Origin of the sequence: Xanthomonas sp. NCPPB 1062 (assembly GCF_041481705.2) — a bacterium.
Classification (GTDB): domain Bacteria; phylum Pseudomonadota; class Gammaproteobacteria; order Xanthomonadales; family Xanthomonadaceae; genus Xanthomonas; species Xanthomonas euvesicatoria.
Genome location: NZ_CM192987.1, coordinates 782,709 through 800,311, shown reverse-complemented (window position 1 = coordinate 800,311; position 17,603 = coordinate 782,709). Strand labels below are relative to the sequence as shown.

Genomic DNA, 17,603 nt, shown 5'->3' with positions numbered 1-17,603 from the left:
GCCACCGGCAAGCGGTGGCGCCCATGCATTGAATCGGCAGTCTGGCTCAGTCTGCCCAACGTCCCGGTGCGGTCGACTTCGGCAGCACCTGCGCCGACAACGGCTTGTCCTGCGACAGCAAGCCCAGCGCATCGGCCAGGATGGCCGCCGACTCATGCAGCAGCGGATCCGGACGCTTTTCGGCGGCCTTTTCGCGTGCAGTGTCCTTGACGATGTCGCGCTCGTTACCGGTCAGGCCGTCGTCGCTGTCTTCGGCAAGCGGATCCAGCGGCAGGCCGAGTTGCTTGCGAATCTGCTGGCGATCCTTGCGTTGCTGATCCTGCTTCTGTCGCTCGGCAACGCGCTCGGCCTCATTCAACGAAATGTACTTCTTGGCCTTTTCATCGCGGAACTGCTTGACGTCTTCTTCCCACCACTGGAATTCCTTGTCGGTGGCGATGCGCGTAGTGTGCAAAGCCTGCAACTTGGGCAGCAGCGGTGCGAAGTTGCCGTACTGGGTGTGCGGCGCAGCGGCGATACGCGTCCACGGCAATGCATTGTCGTAGGTGCTCTCACCGAACTCGGTGGCATCCACGCTGGCCGGGAAGGCGATATCCGGCACCACACCCTTGTGCTGGGTGCTGGAGCCGCTGACGCGGAAGAACTGCGCGATCGTCAACTTGACCTGCCCATACCGCTGCCCTTCGGCAGCAGGCCAGCGATCCAGGTCGACGATGTTCTGCACGGTGCCCTTGCCGAAGCTGGTTTCGCCGATCACCAGACCACGGCCGTAATCCTGGATCGCACCGGCAAAGATTTCCGATGCCGACGCCGAGCCGCGGTTGATCAACACAGCCAGCGGGCCGTCCCAGGCGACCTTGGGGTCGCTGTCGCCATTGACGGTGACGCGGCCGCCGGATTCGCGGACCTGCACGACCGGCCCCTGCTCGATGAACAAGCCGGTCAGTTCGATCGCCTCGTCGAGCGACCCACCGCCGTTGTTGCGCAGGTCCAGCACCACGCCATCGACCTTGTCGGTCTTGAAGCCGGCCAGCAGCTTGGCGACGTCGCGCGTGGCCGAGGCGTAGTCGGTTGCGTTACGGCGACGGCCTTCGAAATCCTGGTAGAAGCCCGGCAGCTTGATGATGCCGATGCGGCGCTGCGGCTCGCTGCCGGTGGCCGGCAAGGTGATGGTTTCGCCCTTGGCAGCCTGCTCGGCCAGACGCACCTTCTGACGGGTCAGGGTCACCGTGCGGTGCTTGCCGTCGATGCCCGACTCGGCCGGGATGTACTCCAGGCGCACCTGGGTATCCTTGCTGCCGCGAATCTTGGCCACCACGTCATCGATGCGCCAGCCGATCACATCTTCGATCGCGCCATTCTTGGACTGCCCAACGCCGACGATGCGATCGCCCGGCTTGAGCGTGCCGTCCACCGCCGCCGGACCGCCCGGGATCACCTCGCGGATCACCACCATGTCGTCCTGCTTCTGCAGCTGCGCGCCAATGCCTTCCAGCGACAGCGACATCTGCTGGTTGAACGTCTCGGCAGTGCGCGGGGTGAAGTAATCGGTATGCGGGTCGACGGCATTGGTATAGGCGTTGACGAAGAACTGGAACACGTCTTCGCCCTTGAGCTGCTTGACCGAATCGGCCAGTGCCACATACCGCTTGTCCAGCGTCTTGCGAATGTCGTCGGGCTTCTTGCCGGCCAGTTTCAGGCGCAGCCAATCGTTCATCACCGACTGGCGCCACAGCACGTCCAACTGCTTGTCGTCTGCAGCCCACGGCACGTCCTTGCGGTCGTACTCGAACTTGTCGTTCCCGCTGAAATCGAAGTCCTGCTTGAGCAGGTCGCGCGCGTACTTGACCCGTTGATCGACGCGCTTCTTGTAGACCGAGAACACCTGGAACGCCGGCTCCAGGTTGCCGCCGCGCAACGCGTCGCCCACACCGGCCTGGAGCGGCGCGAAGCTGTCGATATCGGCCTGGGTGAAGAACTGTTTGCCGCCATCCAGCGTTTCCAGGTAGCGCTTGAACACGTCCTTGGACATCGCCTCGTCCAGCGTGCGCGGCCGGTAGGCATAGCGGCTGTCGGAGAGCAGGCCGTAGACGAGTTTGGTGGCCGTCGCCTGGTCGGGCGTGGCGGCGGCGGGCAGCGCAGTATCGGCGCGTGCAAGCAAGGCCATCGGAGTGGTCAACACCAGCGCCAGCAGGCCGGCCTTCATGCACGAAGAAACGTTGTAGGTCATCGAATGGCTCTCGGCACGAGGCCGACGAAAGAAGGGCGGTGAACGGATCAGACAGCATGACAGTGCCGAAAGTTGCTGGCGTTGTCATCCGCTGGCTGAATCAGCCTAGCGCCGGGCCTGTAGCGGATTGTGAACGAGACCGTACCTTGCGGCTGCGCGCCGCATGGGCCAGAGACGACACAGCCCCGCGCGATGCACGGGGCTGTCGTTGATTGGCATCGCGATATGGCCGGCCGTAGCGCGTCGCCACTGGTCGATCAGCGGCCTACCGACAACACGCAGGACCGGCCTGCATCGACGCACCCGCACCGCGGGGCTGGTTCAGACATCGATCGCACACGGCCGCGGCAGTCGCCCGCTTGCCTGTTACCGACTCAGGCGGCGACGCCAGCGCCCGCAGCCTGCCGATCGGCGTGGTACGACGAACGCACCATCGGGCCGGAGGCGACATGACTGAAGCCCAGCGCATTGCCGTAGTCTTCCAGCGCCTTGTATTCCTCCGGCGTCCAGTAACGCATCACCGGATGATGGTGCGGCGTGGGCTGCAGATACTGGCCGATGGTGATCATGTCCACATCGTGCGCGCGCAGGTCGCGTAGCGTGGCCTGCACCTGCTCCATCGTTTCGCCCAGGCCCAGCATGATGCCGGACTTGGTGGCGATGGACGGATGCTGCGCCTTGAAGCGCTGCAACAGCGTCAGCGACCATTGGTAGTCCGCGCCGGGGCGCACGTTCGGGTACAGGTCCGGCACGGTTTCGATATTGTGGTTGAACACGTCCGGCGGGCTCAGCGCCAGGATCTCCAGCGCGCGGTCCATGCGACCCTTGCCGCGGAAATCCGGGGTCAGGATTTCGATACGCGTGTTGGGCGAAATGGCCCGGATGGCCGAAATGCAGTCGACGAAATGCTGGGCGCCACCGTCGCGCAGGTCGTCGCGGTCCACGCTGGTTACCACCACGTACTTCAGGCCCATGTCGGCAACGGTGGCGGCCAGGCTGGCCGGCTCGCTCGCGTCGGGCGGCTTGGGCCGGCCATGCGCCACGTCGCAGAACGAGCAGCGCCGCGTGCAGACCTCGCCCAGGATCATGAAGGTCGCGGTGCCGTGGCTGAAGCACTCGTGGATGTTCGGGCAGCTGGCTTCTTCGCACACCGTGACCAGGCGGTTTTCGCGCAGCTTGGCCTTGAGGTTCTGTACCGCATTGCCGGAGGGAATCCGCACCCGGATCCACGACGGCTTGCGCAGCACCGGCGCGTCGACGAACTGCACCGGCGAGCGGTTGATCTTGTCGCCACCGATCTGCTTGACGCCGGTCTGCAGCGGCGCAGGCGCGGCGGTGTCGCCGGAGACGACCTGCAAGGGAATGGAACGGGCGATAGGCTGGGTCATGACGATACGGGGCGCTCAGGCCGGAAGCGAAAGGTCGGGCAATGCGGAAGTGGGCTGCAGCACGAGGCCGAACTGGCGCGCCAGCTGGTCGAGCAGCACCGCCTTGACGGCGTCCATCCCGGAGGGGCCGCCCAAGTCTAGCACCGAGGTCACCTGCAGACCCTGGTAGCCACACGGGTTGATGCGGTGGAACGGTTCCAGGTCCATCGCCACGTTGAACGACAACCCGTGGAGGGTGCAGCCACGCCGCACGCGAATCCCGAGCGCGGCGATCTTGGCCCCGCCCACGTACACGCCAGGAGCACCGTCGCGGCGCTCGGCCACGATGTTCCACTCCTCCAGCGTATCGATCAGCGCCTGCTCGATCTTGCACACGTAATCGCGCACACCGATCTTCAGCCGGCGCAGATCCAGCAACGGGTAAACGACCAATTGGCCCGGGCCGTGATAGGTGACCTGCCCGCCGCGATCGACCTGCAGCACCGGAATCTCGCCCGGGGCCAGCACATGCTCGGGTTTGCCGGCCTGACCCAACGTAAACACCGGCGCATGCTCGACCACCCAGACCTCATCGGCCGTGTGTTCACCACGCGCATCGGTGAAACGCTGCATTGCACGCCACACAGGCGCGTAGTCCTGCTGGCCGAGGTCGCGTAATTGCGCAGGCAAGCCAGCCGTAGAGCTGCTCACGGGCTCGGCCGCTACAGCGTCCACTTCACTTCCGGATGATCGCGTAGCGCCTGATGTGCGGCCTCGAACTGCTCGCGGCTTTCGGCACGGAAGCCAATCTTGACCGAGACATACTTTCCGCTGGAAGAATGCTTCCAGCTCACGCTCTCCTGCAGCAGCTCCACGCCGGTGGCAGCAAGCAGGCGCGGAAGCTCGGTTTCCAGGCCGCGCTCGGCCGTGCCCATGGCGCTGAGCTCGAAGGTGCCGGGAAATTGAAAACCGTGATCGGGGTTGTCGGTGCTGATATCCATCCGCCCATTATCGGGCCGACGATGGGCAAACCCAAGCCCGCCCCGCGCGGAATGGGACAGCGGAGCCGCGCGGCCCCGCTGCGTTACGCCAGCGCCGTCACGCCTGGCGCCGATTGCATCCGCGGCTTACTTGGACAGTTCCAACATGGCCGAGGAGACCCAGCCACGGTTGCCCATCTCGTCCTCGACTTCCCACATGACGCCTTCCTTGGTCCCGGTGGGGTAGAGCATCATGCCTGGCTCCAGCGTGCGCACGGCCGCACCCGTGCCCTTGGCATTGGCCAGCAGACGCCCTGCACGCGTGACCGTGACCGCCTGCTGCGTGTTCGATGCCGCCGCATTGCCGGACAGCCCGCCGAGCTGGCTGACGATGTCGGTGTAGGCCTGCAGATATGCCAGCGTGATCACCTGGCCGATCTCGGTATTGGCGTAACCGCCCGCACCGGCCGCGCCGTAGTCGCCGCCGCTGAAGACGTTGCCACGCGCGCCCCAGCCCAAATCGGTCTTCTTGGCGTTACCTTCAGCCATGGCGACCTGTTCGGAAGAACGCACATCGGTGATGGTCAGCACAACGTCAGCGGTCTTCTTGCTGAGGTTCAGGCCTCCGACCAGGTTGCCGGCATTGCCGCCCACCAGGCCGCCCAACATGCCGGCAATGGCGCTGCCGCCGGCATTGTGGTTCTGCGAAATGAGGTCCGGCGTCATCACATAATCGGCCGCGCGGATCTGGCCCTTGCCCATGTTGGACCGAGCACGCAGATCGCCATTGGCCGCCATATCGCGCTCGCGCTGCGAGGCCGCCATGCCGGCGCCGCGATCCACCAGGGTGAAGCAGCGCGACTTGTTGACGAACACCTTGATCAACTTGGAAGGCGCCGGCAGCTGCTGGCCCGACCACCAGTTGACCGCGTCTTCCGGCTCGATGACCGACAGGCTACCCAGCGACTTGGTGCAGGTCGGGATCTGCGCCACACCCTCCTTGCGCTGATCTTGCGCGGAGCCCTTGAAGGCGTCCTTGAACCCGGCCGACGCCGGCGCGCTAACGCTGGCCAATGCAATACCCAGCACGCTGGACAGCAGCGCTGCGCCCACAGAAATCGTCTTGCTCATGTTAGTCCCCTAAACACCTGCGCTGCCGTTGGCAAACGCGATCCGTTGGTAATGAATTGGCCTGCAAAGGCCGCCGTTCCTTGGGGCTGGTTCCCCCGCGGCGGATCATATGCTATCGGCGCCAGCTTTTCATGGCAGCAGCGCTCGCCTGCTGCCTAGGGCTGTCACTGCCCCACAGACATCGCACACGGCTGTGTTCGACGGCTGCTACAGCTCGCTTTAGCCGCGGCAAATGACGCGCGCGTTCACACGGCGCAACAGAAGACGCAGGCATTTTTCCGATTCCAGCTCTCCTCCCCAGGTCCTCCATGCTCCGACCGCACGCGTTGTCTGCTGCCTTGCTGCTTTCTCTTTCCGGGCTGTCGTTGCCGGCCCTGGCGGCGGATCAGTGCGATTCCAGCCGTCTTGGGCGCACGCCGCCTGCGGTGAACTTCCGTGTCGATAACGACTTGTTCGGCGGCGAGGATCAGGACCAGGGGTATTCCAACGGCGCGGTACTGACGCTGGTGTCGCCGAACCTGGTCGATTACACCGACGACCCGTGCCTGCCGCGGACTGCGCGGTGGGTCAACAGCTATCTGGAGCGGCTGCACCCGGGCGAGTTCGACCAGCAGAACATGGTGTTTTCCATCGGCCAGGCGATCTTCACCCCGACCGATTACACCCGCCGCGACGTCATCCCGGACGACCGCCCCTATGCCGGCATCCTGCTGGCGAGCTTCGGCTACAACGCGCGTAACGATGCGCACCTGCGCACCACGCAGTTGCAGGTCGGCGTTGTCGGCCCGTGGGCGCTTGCGAAGGAAGCGCAGGATGCGATCCACGATGCACTCGGGGACGAGAAATTCCAGGGCTGGGACAACCAACTGCACAACGAACCGCTGATCAACCTGGTGCACGAGCGCATGCATCGCTGGCCGGCCGATGCCAGCGGCAATGCCGGTGGGTTCGGCTGGGATTTCATTTCGCATTGGGGCGGCGCGGTCGGCAACATGGCCACGCACTTGAATGCAGGCGGCGAGGCGCGCTTCGGCTGGAAACTGCCGGACGACTTCGGCAGCACCCCGACCCGCCCCGCGGGCGAAAACACCGCCCCCAGCCGGCTCGGGCGCGCCAGCGGCTGGTCCGGCCACCTGTTCGTCACCACCGACGCGCGCTGGGTGATCCGCGACATCACCCTGGACGGCAACACCTTCCGCAACAGCCACAGCGTGGACAAGCGCCCGTTCGTCGGCGATGTGGGCTACGGCCTGGCAGTGATGTACGGCCGCTGGAAATTCGCCCTCGCCCGCTACCACCGTACCCGCGAATTCGACACCCAGCGCGAAACGCCGGTGTATGGCAGTTTTACGATTAGCCGGATGCTTTGACGGCTGGGATTCGGGATTCGGGATTGGGGATTGGGGATTCGCAAGAGCGGGCCAGCGGGATTTGGAAGAGCAGCGCGGGGCTTCGCCGCTGCCCTCGCTTTTTCGAATCCCCAATCCCCAATCCCGCAAACAAAAAAGCCGGCGAAAGCCGGCTTTTTTGTTTGGATCACTCCGATTCCCACCACATCCAGAACGCGTCCCAGAGGCGCTTGAAGAATCCGCCCTCTTCGACGGCGTTGATGGCGACCAGCGGGGCCTGGGCGATGACCTTGCCGTCCAGGCTGACCTTCACGGTGCCAACCTGCTGCCCCTGCTTGATCGGTGCCTGCAGGTTCTTGGGCACTTCCATGCTGGGCTTGAGGTCGTTGTAGCGGCCACGCTGCAGGCTGACCAGCAACGGCTGTGCCACGCCGAGCTGCACTTCATCCTGCTGACCCTTCCAGACCTTCTGCTTGGTGACGACCTTGCCGGGCGCATACAGGCTGTGGGTTTCGAAGAAGCGGAAGCCCCAGTTGAGCAGCGCCAGGCTATCGGTGGCGCGCTGTTCTTCGGAGCTGTCGCCCATCACCACCGCGATCAGGCGCTGATCGCCGCGCTTGGCCGAGCTCAGCAGGCAGTAGCCGGCTTCGGAGGTGTGGCCGGTCTTGATGCCGTCCACCGCCGGGTCGCGCCACAGCAGCCGGTTACGGTTGCTCTGCTTGATGGTGCCGACCTGGAATTCCTTGATCTTGTTGTAGGCGTAGGTCTCCGGGTAATCGCGCACCATCGCGCGGCCCAGCAGGGCCAGGTCGTAGGCGGTGGAGTGATGCCCTTCGGCGCTCAGCCCGTGCGCGTTGACGAAGTACGAATCCTTCATGCCGATCTTGGCGGCGTAGCTGTTCATCAGCGAGGCGAAGGCTTCTTCGCTGCCGGCCACGTGCTCGGCCAGCGCGATGGCGGCATCGTTGCCGGACTGGATCGCCATGCCCTTTTCCATGTCTTCCAGACGCGCCGTCTGGTTGACCGGGAAGCCGCTGTAGCTGCCGTCGGTGCCCGCGCCGCCTTCGCGCCAGGCGCGTTCGCTCATCATGACCTGGTCGTCGCGCTTGACCTTGCCGTTCTTGATCTCGGCGGCGACCACGTAGGAGGTCATCACCTTGGTGATGCTGGCCGGCGCCAGCTGCTGGTGGATGTTTTCACCGGCCAGCACCTGCCCGGTGGCGTAGTCCATCAGGATCCAGGACTTGGACACGGCCGGTGCGGGCGCCGGCGGTACCGGCAAGGCGGCCGGGGCGGCAGCCACGGCAGGAGTCGGCTGCGGCGCAGGTGTCTGGGCGCAGACCAGGCCGAAGGCGAACGTGGCCACGGCAGCGGCGGCGAAGCGGAATTTCATTGAAGAACGACTCCTGACGGGCCCGAAAGCCGGGCAATGCGAAATTGTAAGACGCCGCGGCGATCAGGGCGACGCGTTGCGCGATGCGTGCGCTTGCGCAGTTCAGCGATGGCAGCCAGGCGCACGGACGCTTGCGGTGCCCGAGGCGAACTGCCGAATGCGGCGACACGCACACGTGCGGCATTGCTTGCAGCGCATTCGACGGGCGACGCCGGTGCGCAGGCGTGAGCTGGAGGCAGAGGACGCGAAGGATTTGACGTGCGCGACGTGCATATCGAAGCCGACCTTGGTCGCATCCGCCTTGCAGATGCGCAATGCAGATGCGCAATGTTTACCCGCTGACCGGGTGGGCTCAGCCGTTCCCGATAACGCCACTGCAGCCAGCGCGCAAGCACGGATGCGCTCACGCCCGATCGGCGTCGCAGTGGCCCACCCAGGCGCGCTAATTGACCACGATCTGCGGGCGACCGAACCCGAGGCCGGCGATGCGCTGGGCAATCTCCGACGCATTTGCATGGTCGCGTGCATTCACGCGTAGCCGCCACAGCGTGCGCCCGCCACTGACGATGTCGCTGACGCTGGCGCCGGCAATCCCCGCCGAAGCCAGTTGCGACAGTGCGCGATTGGCGTTTTCGCGGCTGGCGAAACTGGCGACCTGCAGCAGGATGTCGCCGAGCGCAGCTTCGGCCACGCTGGGCGCCTTGGCGGGCGCTGGGTCGGCCTTGAGCGGGCGCGAGGCAGTGCTTTCGGATGGCTTGACCGCCGCAACCGCCACTGGCGGCGCCGCGGCGGGCACGGCGGCAGACGCTGACGCGGCCGGTCGCGGGGCCGCAGCGGCCGGCTTGCCGGTGGCCACACGCACGCCCTGCGCCTTCATCCAGGCATCGAAGTTGTCGGCATTGCCGGGTTGGCGCGAATCGGCGACGCGGTAGCGCCAACGCTCGCCGGCCGCAGTGACCGGTGCACCGGCAGTGGGTGCAGCGGCAGTTGTGGCAACCGCGGTGGCGGTACCGGTGGCGACCGCACGCGGCGGCACGGTGCGGGTGGGCAAGCGCTGCACCAGGCCATCGATCTGGCTGGCGCCGGCAGCCGGCCGCGCCGCGGCAACGGCGGTATTCACCGGTGTCTGGCCACTGCGGCGCTTGGCGAGCAGATTGCCGTTGTCGGCTTCGGTCAGGCCGCGGACTTCGACATTGCCGGTGCCCTTGCCGGTGATGCCCAACTTCACCGCCGCGGCGTAGCTCAGATCGATCACCCGGCCGTCGTGGAAGGGGCCGCGGTCGTTGACGCGCACCACCACCGACTGGCCGGTGTCGGTGTTGGTCACCAGCGCAAAGCTGGGCAGCGGCAAGGTCTTGTGCGCGGCGGTGAAGGCGTACATGTCGTACACCTCCTTGTTGGAGGTCAGCCGGCCATGGAACTTGTTGCCGTAGTACGAGGCGGTGCCGCGTTCGACATAGTCGCCGGGGTTGTCCATCACCACATAGCGCTTGCCCAGCACTTCGTACGGCGAACGATTGCCCACCGCCGAGCGCGGCTCGTTGGTCACCAGCGGCTCGGGGATGCAGGCCACATTGGGCACGTGATCGGGCGTGGAGTCTTTCACTCCGGGCTTGTACAAGCCGCCGGCGGTGTAGTCGCCGCGCGTGGACGGATCTTCCTTGGCGGGCGCATACGGCGAGGTGGACGGGCAACCGGTGGCGACATACGCCGGGCCCTTGCCTTCGACCTTCACACCCTTGATCGCGCCGCTGCCGTTGCCGCCGGCGGTCTTCTTCGGTGCACTGCTACAGGCCGCCAGGCCGAGCATCAGCGCCATCGGGATCAGCCACTTGGGGCCTGCAATGTTGTTCATGCCGGGGGTAACTCCTTGCCGGCGATGGCCTCGGACAGCTGGAACACGGCCATCGCATACATCTTGGAAATGTTGTAGCGGGTGATCGCGTAAAAGTTCTGGAAGCCCAGCCAGTACTGCTTGCCGTTGGCGTCTTCCAGGCTGATCGGGGTAGCGGTGCTGCCGGCCACCACCGGTGCGCTCGGGTGATAGCCGCGCGCCGACAGGTCGGACAGCGTGTACACCGGCGACCAGTCGGTGGGATTGAATTCTTCGTGCCCGGCGGCCAGCGTGGCCGGTACCGCGACCTGCCCGCCACGCACCCAGCCGCCCTTCTTGACGAAGTAATTGGCGATCGAGGCGAATACGTCGTTGTAGTCGGTGAACAGATTACGCGTGCCGTCGGCATCGCCATCCACGCCGAACTGGCGATAGCTGGACGGCATGAACTGGCCCATGCCCATTGCGCCGGCATAGCTGCCGATCAGGGTGCTGACGTCGAGTTGCTCTTCCTTGCCGAGCGCGAACAACTGGGCGAGTTCGTCGCGGAAAAACAGTTCGCGGCGCACTTCGCGTTCGAGCTTGGCCGGGTCGCCGCTGCGCGGATAGCGGAACGCCAGCGTGTACAGCGCGTCCAGCACGCGGTATTTGCCGGCGTTGCTGCCGTAGCTGGTTTCCACCCCGATGATGGCCACGATCACCTGCGCGGGCACACCGGTGGCGGCTTCGACCTTGCTCAGCTCGGCGCGATGTTCGGCGAGAAACTTGCGGCCGCCATCGATGCGCGCCTGGGTGATGAACATCGGCCGGTATTCGTTCCACGGCTTGACCCGTTCGGCCGGGCGCGACATCGCAGTGACAATGGCGTCCTTGAATTGCGCCTGCGCCAGCACCGCTTCGATCTGCGCGGCATCGATGCCGTACCTGGCCGAGGTGTCGCGCACGAAGTTGGCGCGGGCGATCTCGAACGGCACCGGAGTCAGGTCGACTGGCGGAAGCGCGGGCGCCTCGGCGGCGGCGCTGGCCGGCGGTGCTGATGCCGATGGCGCAAGCGGCGGCTTGGCCGGCGGCGCGCTGGCAGCCGGTGGCGGCGACGGAGGACTGGGCTGGGTCGCGCAGGCGACAAGGCCGAGGGTGAGCAGGCAGGTCAGGGTGCGTCGAATCATCGGCCGAGGGTAACAGACATCAGATGAACTTCTGGCAATAAGGCCATGAAAACGAAGAACTTTGGCCAATGTCAAGGCTCTCCGCAGCATGCCGCCTCCGCCAGAGCGAACCGGCCAGTGATCTGCGGCGGGCGCTGAAGGGCGCTTCAAAGGCCTGCGGCTGGCGGTGGTGGCAGCACCGCGGCTCGTGCAACCCGGATGAGGCCGCTAATGTCGCGTGGCCCTGCCGATCTGCCGGGCCAAGCCCGGCGTCGGCCTCCTTCTCCGGACCACAGGCTGCATTCTGGCAACCGGCCTGCGCTGCTGCGCAGGAGCGCTCGTCAGCGACACGACCGGCGAAGGTCGCGCCGCACCGCTTATAGATCTGGAAACTGTGAAGCGCCCGGGCAGGTAGGCACCGCACCGTCGAGCTGGACTGCGGTGGTCACCACGTTGCTGCCGCTCGGCGTCAACGCGCTATTGCTCAGACCGATCCGCGCATTGCCGGTGGTATTGCCGAGGTTGTCGGACGCCACGTTCGCCAGCACCAGATCGAGCGGAGCGCTCGCATCGGCACCCTGCAGGACCCATCCCTTGCCGCCGCGCCCGTCGACGCTGCGCAAGCCATCGACCACGATCCTGCGAAAGGTCGGGACGCTGCCGCCGCGGGCGCTGCCGTAGAACGGATTGATCACCAGCGGGTTGCTCACTCCGTACAGGCAGGTGTTGCGGTAGGTCACCAGGTCGACCGCACCAGCCTTGGCCAGGCTGGTCTTGATGCGCAGGCCATTGTTGTCGGTGCTGCGATTGCCGTTGGCATCGGTGGATACGATGACGTTGTTGTCGACCAGCACGTTGCTGACACCGGACATCAATTCGCTACCGATCGAGATGCCGTGGGTGCCATAGAAGCGCGAATTCAGCACGCTGATGTTGGCCGACCTGGACGCAATGGTCTTGATCGCCACGCCATCATCGCCGCTCATCACGTCGCTGTCCTGGATGGTGGCATTGAGCACACTGTCCAGGTCCAGCGCGTCGGTATTGGGACTGGTGGCCGGCGACTTCACGCGCACGCCCCAAATGGTCAGGCCGTCGACGATATGCGCAAAGAAATGGAAGTACGGTGCATTGACCAGGTTGATGTCGTAGAGCGTGAAAGCGCTGGCGTTCTGCAACTTGACCAGGTCCGGGCTGTTCTGCACCTGGCCGGCGCCTTTGGCGGCCTCGCCGAACTCCCACCAGGTGGTGGTCTTGCCCAGCATGGGCAGATCGCCGCGGCCATCGATGGTGCCCTGGTGGCCATTGCGGCGCACCCCCATCACGCCGGATCGAGCGCCCTTGATGGCGATCAACGGCAGGCAGCCTCCGCTTCTGGCGCCTGCCGTACCGCAACCGTTGCCGTAGTCGGCCGGGTTGCGCGAGCCGTACACGGTGACGCCTTGATCGACGACCAGTGTCACGCCAGCGGGGATCGACAACGGGCCAGTCAGGAAGGCGTCGCCGCTGCCGGTGGTCAACAACACGCTACCGTGCTTGCTGGCGCAATCGGTCAGCGCGGTCTGGATGGCCTGGGTATCGGGCGGCGCGCTTTCCAATGCCGGGTCGAATTGGCGATCGCTGGCGGTCCGGCCGGCACGCAGCAGCTTGCAGGTGGCCGGAACGACCGGCTCGGACAGCGGACGGGAATCGCCAGTGGCGAAATCGATGGCGGCGGCATGACCGGCCAGCGCCAGACAGGCACCGCCGATGGCGGTGGCGAGCAGTTTCATCGGGGAGATCACTCGAATGCGAAGGAATGTGTCGCCTGCACGTTGCGATCGACGCAGTCGCGCCAGCGTGCGGACTCTACAAGCGCCCGGCGCAGCTGGCGGCAGCGATTGCGAATCGGCCACCGTGGCACCGAACCAGTCGCCCAGGGAGCCGTTTTTTACAGGCTCCCGCAAAACTCCAGACGCCGACGCGACTTCAAGGTCGCGGGATCAAGAGCCCTCAGCAGAGTGGCGATCCTCCGTCTGAACGCCGACTGCCATCGCCGTCGATGCCGACTGAAGCAGCCATGGCGATGCACTGCATCTGCCCGACGGCGAGCGGCCGACGATCACCTGCGCTGGCTGCTGCACAGGACTGCGCTCCTAGGTGCCTTGCACGCGCGATGGCATGGGTCTTGTTGAGCCAACATTCCAGTCACCACACGCGGCCGGCTTGACCAGTTTATCCAAGGGCACCAGTGAATTTAATTCGCGTAGTTTTCAGTGGCAAATAATACCCCGGCCCACCGCTCCATTTACTCGAATTATATTAGATAAAATTCCCCGTTATATACATCCATATCCGACCCACGCGCTTTCGTGACTTTCTCCGCAATTCCATCTTATCCATTAACTTCACTATAGACAAAATGCGCGACGCTCAGGCAACAATTAAATGCGCCACTGGCGATATCCCCCGCAGCCTGCAACAGGCCGCCCTTCTCCAACCCAAATAAAATTTAAATGACCATATATTCGAACGCACGTGATTTCAGGAAAGCCGCATGCTGTGCCTTGCTCGCATTGGCAGCGGGAGTCGCCACGACGGCCAGCGCGCAGCAGGCCGTTCCCATTTTTGCGACAAATAAAAACCCCGGCGTAAAAGCAATTTTCGTACAGAACGTCAAAGTTCGCAGCGGATGGAGCTGCACCCCGGTACCTTCGAACGGCAGGACCACAACCCTTGCCTCGGTTCTTGTCGGCTCCACATTTCAAGTAGGTGGATTCAGCACGACCGACTGCAGACTCGGCACTGCGCTGCGAACCCTGAACCAGCCGACTTTCACAGTCGGCAACGTGTTTCAGGTCTTTATCGACGTTAACGGCAGCATCCGGGTTTCCCAATAAGGCTGCAACGCTCAGCCACTGACACGCGCGGCAGCCTTCCAGCCACGGGCTGCCGCGTCGCCAGCAAAGGGACAATGTTCAAGGCGTGCCTGCCGTACGAGCATATTTTCGGCACGGCTCAGTAACCGTGCACCGGGCGATGCGACTTTACTGCCATGACCAGGCCCAGGCCGGCCAGCAACGACACCGCCGAGGTGCCGCCGTAACTCATCAGCGGCATCGGCACGCCCACCACCGGTAGCAGGCCGGAGATCATGCCGCCGTTGACCAGCACGTAGACGAAGAACGCCAGGCCGGTGGCGCCGGCAACCAGGCGCGAATAAGTGTCGCGCGCCTGCGAGGCGATCCACAGGCAGCGGCCGATGACGATCAGGTACAGGGTCAGCACGGTGGCTACGCCGATCCAGCCGAATTCTTCGCTGAGCACGGAAAACGCAAAGTCGGTGGTCTGTTCGGGAATGAAGTTCAGGTGCGATTGCGAGCCCAGACCCCAGCCCTTGCCGTTCAACCCGCCCGAACCGATCGCGATCTTGGACTGGATGATGTTCCAGCCCGCGCCAAGCGCGTCGTTTTCGGGGTTGAGGAACATCATGATGCGGTCCTTCTGGTACGGCCGCAGCAGCCAGAACCACGCCACCGGCGCAGCCGCGGACACACCGCCCACACCAACGGCCACCCACCACCACGGCAGGCCGGCCAGCAACAGCACGAACACGCCGCTGGCAGCAATCAACACGCCGGTGCCGAAGTCCGGCTGCAACATGATCAGCGCGGTGGGCACGCCGATAATCACGCCAGTCACCAGCACGGTGGCAATGCGCGGCGGCAGCGGCATGCGGTGCAGATACCAGGCCGCCATCATCGGCAGGCTGATCTTGAGCAGTTCTGCGGGCTGCAGGTAGAACACTTTCAGGTCCAGCCACTGCCGGCCGTACTTACCGGTGCCCAGCGCGAAGACCGCCAGCAGCGGCAGCATCGACAAGCCGTACACCCACGGTGTCCAGGCGCGCAGGCGCAGCACCGACATGCGTGAAATGCCCCACATCGCCGCTGCCCCGATGATGAAGCGGATGCCCTGCGCCATCATCAGGTGCTCGCCATTGGCAGTGCCGCCGGCGCTCTTGAGCACCGACAGGCCGATGGCCATCAGCCCACCCAGCGCCAGGCACAGCACCCAGTCCAGGCTGCGCGTAAAGCGCGCAGCCATGTCCACCAACCAGCGCAGGATGTCGCTCAATGGTCGGTCTCCTGCACCGCGTCCGGCACATCCGGCACTACCGGTTGCGCGGGAGTGTTGGGGTCCAGCGCAACGGCGCTCTGGCCGATCACCACCGGCAGCTCGTCCAGCGTGGCAGCGGCGGCGTCGCCGGCTGCGCGCGCGTCGGTGACGCCGGCTTCGAACTGATTGACGCCCACGGCGGTCATGCCCAGCTCGCTGTCCAGCGGCTCCAGACCGGCGGGCATCTTGCCCAGCAGCCAGGCATCGAAGATCTTGCGTGCGATCGGCGCCGCCGAACTGGTGCCGAAACCGCCGCCTTCCACCGCCACCGCCACCGCGATGACCGGGTTGTCGGCCGGCGCGAAGCCGACGAACAGGCCGCGGTGACGCAGGTGCAACGGCAGGCTGCGCGGGTCCACTGCCGCCACGCCCTTGCGGCTGACCACCTGCGCGGTGCCGGTCTTGCCCGCCATCTGGTACGGCGCGCCCGGGGTGATCGCATAGCCGGTGCCGCCGGGCCGCATGGTGTCCATCATGCCCTCGCGCACCACCTGCAGATGCGCCGGGTTCTGGCTGAGCGGCTTGCCGGGCGGCTGGATCATCGGCTCCCAGGGATGATCGAAACCGGTGCGTTCTTCCAGCACCAGGTGCGGGCGCAGCAGCAGGCCACTGGCGATCGCCGAGACGCCGCGCACCAGCTGCAGCGGCGTGACCTTCCAGTCGCCCTGGCCGATGGCGATGTTGACCGTGTCGCCGGGATACCAGCGCTCCTTGCGCGTCTTGTACTTGTAGGCCGGCGACGGCAGGATGCCGCCGATTTCGCCCAGCAGGTCCACCCCGGTAGGCTGGCCGAAGCCGTACTCGGACATATAGTGGTCGAAGCGCTCGATGCCCATATCCACCGCCAGGCGGTAGTAGTAGGTATTGACCGACTGGGCGATCGACTTGCGCAGGTCGGTCCAGCCATGCCCGCCGCGGTGCGAATCGCCCCAACCGCGGCTGACGCCGGGCAGGTAGAACATGCCGGTGGACAGCACCCGGTCTTCCGGCCGGCGCAGGCCGCTGTCCAGGCCGGCCAACGCGATCAGCGGCTTGAGCGTGGAGCCCGGCGCCACGCCGCCCAGCACCAGCCGGTTGAACTGCGGCCGCGACGGGTTGTCGTTGAGCATCTTGAAATCGGTGTGCGAGATGCCGTTGACGAACAGGTTGGGGTCGTAGCTGGGCAAGCTGACCATGCCCAGGATCTCGCCGGTGCGCGGGTCCATCGCAATGGCCGCCCCTTCGTGCTCGCCGAAGGCGGCCACCATCGCGCGCTGCAGGTCGGCGTCTACCGACAGGCGCAGATCCGCACCCGACTGCGGGGCGACCCGGCCGACGGTGCGGATGGCCCGCCCCTGCACATTGGTTTCGACCTGCTCGTAACCGACCTGCCCGCGCAGATCCTGCTCGTAGTAGCGCTCCAGCCCGGATTTGCCCATATGGGTGAGCGCAGCATTGCCCTCGCCCAGCACTGCCAGGTCTTTTTCGTCGATCCGGCCCACATAACCGATGATGTGCGCGAACAACGGGCCGTAGGGATAACGCCGGGTCAGATACGGCTCCAGCTCCACGCCGGGGAAGCGCCAGCGCTCCACCGCGAACCGTGCCATCTCTTCATCGCTCATGCGCAGCTTGAGCGTCACCGGCAAAAAGCTGCGGCGTGCGCGGCGCTCGCGGTTGAAGCGTTCCAGATCCTCCGGCGCGATCGGGATCACCTTGCCCAACGCGTCCAGCATGGCGTTCATGTCGGCGACCTTGTCGGGGGTCACGTCCAGACGGAAGGCCGGCACGTTTTCGGCCAGCAGCCGGCCGGTGCGGTCGTAGATCATGCCGCGCCCGGGCACCACCGGTTTGGGCTTGATGCGGTTGGCCTCCGAACGCGTGGCGTAGACCTCGTGGTCGAGCACCTGCAACTTGAAATACCAGCCGCCCAGGCCGACCAGGCAGATCACCACCATCACAAAGCCCAGCACCGCGCGACGGCGGAACTGTTCGGCCTCCGCATGCGGATTCTTGGGATGACGGCGCCCGTGCATG

General features: G+C 65.3%; 13 protein-coding genes. 2 read left to right on the top strand and 11 right to left on the bottom strand.

The annotated features are described in order from the left end of the window. Positions 1–46 precede the first annotated feature (46 nt). The 5 genes from ACCQ16_RS03430 to ACCQ16_RS03410 form a co-directional block, all read right to left on the bottom strand. On the bottom strand, positions 47–2,206 hold the full coding sequence (locus tag ACCQ16_RS03430) for a carboxy terminal-processing peptidase (protein ID WP_008577900.1): 2,160 nt from the start codon (positions 2,204–2,206) through the stop codon (positions 47–49). Between the two features lie 398 nt (positions 2,207–2,604). Beyond that, positions 2,605–3,618: a lipoyl synthase gene (gene lipA / locus ACCQ16_RS03425; protein WP_277573319.1), complete on the bottom strand. Its 1,014-nt coding sequence runs from the start codon at positions 3,616–3,618 to the stop codon at positions 2,605–2,607. Between the two features lie 15 nt (positions 3,619–3,633). Continuing rightward, the gene (gene lipB / locus ACCQ16_RS03420) at positions 3,634–4,332 is read right to left on the bottom strand and encodes a lipoyl(octanoyl) transferase LipB (RefSeq protein ID WP_277573318.1); all 699 of its coding nucleotides are present in this window, start codon (positions 4,330–4,332) and stop codon (positions 3,634–3,636) included. Further along, the gene (locus ACCQ16_RS03415; protein WP_008577897.1) at positions 4,320–4,598 is read right to left on the bottom strand and encodes a YbeD family protein; all 279 of its coding nucleotides are present in this window, start codon (positions 4,596–4,598) and stop codon (positions 4,320–4,322) included. Before ACCQ16_RS03415 ends, lipB begins: the two co-directional genes overlap by 13 nt. Before the next feature lie 126 nt (positions 4,599–4,724). Then, positions 4,725–5,708, bottom strand: a complete 984-nt coding sequence (locus ACCQ16_RS03410) for a CsgG/HfaB family protein (protein WP_014089329.1) — start codon at positions 5,706–5,708, stop codon at positions 4,725–4,727. A 308-nt stretch (positions 5,709–6,016) separates the two neighbouring features. Here ACCQ16_RS03410 and ACCQ16_RS03405 point away from each other — a divergent pair, with 308 nt between their 5' ends. Next, entirely contained in the window at positions 6,017–7,078 is a 1,062-nt protein-coding gene (locus tag ACCQ16_RS03405; RefSeq protein WP_011346341.1) for a lipid A deacylase LpxR family protein, read from the top strand. A gap of 166 nt (positions 7,079–7,244) precedes the next feature. On the opposite strand, the gene ACCQ16_RS03400 is transcribed toward ACCQ16_RS03405, so the two are convergent. From ACCQ16_RS03400 to ACCQ16_RS03385, 4 genes are all read right to left on the bottom strand, one after another. Beyond that, a complete protein-coding gene (locus tag ACCQ16_RS03400) occupies positions 7,245–8,450 on the bottom strand; it encodes a D-alanyl-D-alanine carboxypeptidase family protein (protein WP_003482723.1) in 1,206 nt (401 codons plus the stop codon). A 442-nt stretch (positions 8,451–8,892) separates the two neighbouring features. Further along, complete coding sequence (locus ACCQ16_RS03395; RefSeq protein WP_277573317.1) at positions 8,893–10,305, bottom strand: septal ring lytic transglycosylase RlpA family protein; 1,413 nt, start codon at positions 10,303–10,305, stop codon at positions 8,893–8,895. Continuing rightward, positions 10,302–11,450 carry a lytic murein transglycosylase B gene (gene mltB, locus ACCQ16_RS03390; protein WP_372380207.1) on the bottom strand — a complete coding sequence of 383 codons (1,149 nt, stop codon included), beginning with the start codon at positions 11,448–11,450 and terminating at the stop codon, positions 10,302–10,304. Before mltB ends, ACCQ16_RS03395 begins: the two co-directional genes overlap by 4 nt. Positions 11,451–11,806: 356 nt before the next feature. Then, the gene (locus ACCQ16_RS03385) at positions 11,807–13,201 is read right to left on the bottom strand and encodes a glycoside hydrolase family 28 protein (RefSeq protein WP_031420983.1); all 1,395 of its coding nucleotides are present in this window, start codon (positions 13,199–13,201) and stop codon (positions 11,807–11,809) included. A 723-nt stretch (positions 13,202–13,924) separates the two neighbouring features. On the opposite strand from ACCQ16_RS03385, the gene ACCQ16_RS03380 reads away from it, so the two are divergent. Then, complete coding sequence (locus ACCQ16_RS03380; protein ID WP_014089325.1) at positions 13,925–14,308, top strand: hypothetical protein; 384 nt, start codon at positions 13,925–13,927, stop codon at positions 14,306–14,308. Positions 14,309–14,426: 118 nt separating this feature from the next. On the opposite strand, the gene rodA is transcribed toward ACCQ16_RS03380, so the two are convergent. Both rodA and mrdA read right to left on the bottom strand, forming a co-directional pair. Continuing rightward, on the bottom strand, positions 14,427–15,545 hold the full coding sequence (gene rodA / locus ACCQ16_RS03375; RefSeq protein ID WP_184420455.1) for a rod shape-determining protein RodA: 1,119 nt from the start codon (positions 15,543–15,545) through the stop codon (positions 14,427–14,429). Next, complete coding sequence (gene mrdA, locus ACCQ16_RS03370) at positions 15,542–17,602, bottom strand: penicillin-binding protein 2 (RefSeq protein ID WP_008573355.1); 2,061 nt, start codon at positions 17,600–17,602, stop codon at positions 15,542–15,544. Before mrdA ends, rodA begins: the two co-directional genes overlap by 4 nt. Position 17,603 lies beyond the last annotated feature (1 nt).

Coding starts and splice junctions, on each gene's coding strand:
- ACCQ16_RS03430 (WP_008577900.1), bottom strand. CDS start 2,206: ATGAAGGCCGGCCTGCTGGCGCTGGTGTTGACCACTCCGATGGCCTTG.
- lipA (WP_277573319.1), bottom strand. CDS start 3,618: ATGACCCAGCCTATCGCCCGTTCCATTCCCTTGCAGGTCGTCTCCGGC.
- ACCQ16_RS03415 (WP_008577897.1), bottom strand. CDS start 4,598: ATGGATATCAGCACCGACAACCCCGATCACGGTTTTCAATTTCCCGGC.
- ACCQ16_RS03410 (WP_014089329.1), bottom strand. CDS start 5,708: ATGAGCAAGACGATTTCTGTGGGCGCAGCGCTGCTGTCCAGCGTGCTG.
- ACCQ16_RS03405 (WP_011346341.1), top strand. CDS start 6,017: ATGCTCCGACCGCACGCGTTGTCTGCTGCCTTGCTGCTTTCTCTTTCC.
- ACCQ16_RS03400 (WP_003482723.1), bottom strand. CDS start 8,450: ATGAAATTCCGCTTCGCCGCCGCTGCCGTGGCCACGTTCGCCTTCGGC.
- ACCQ16_RS03395 (WP_277573317.1), bottom strand. CDS start 10,305: ATGAACAACATTGCAGGCCCCAAGTGGCTGATCCCGATGGCGCTGATG.
- mltB (WP_372380207.1), bottom strand. CDS start 11,450: ATGATTCGACGCACCCTGACCTGCCTGCTCACCCTCGGCCTTGTCGCC.
- ACCQ16_RS03385 (WP_031420983.1), bottom strand. CDS start 13,201: ATGAAACTGCTCGCCACCGCCATCGGCGGTGCCTGTCTGGCGCTGGCC.
- ACCQ16_RS03380 (WP_014089325.1), top strand. CDS start 13,925: ATGACCATATATTCGAACGCACGTGATTTCAGGAAAGCCGCATGCTGT.
- mrdA (WP_008573355.1), bottom strand. CDS start 17,602: ATGCACGGGCGCCGTCATCCCAAGAATCCGCATGCGGAGGCCGAACAG.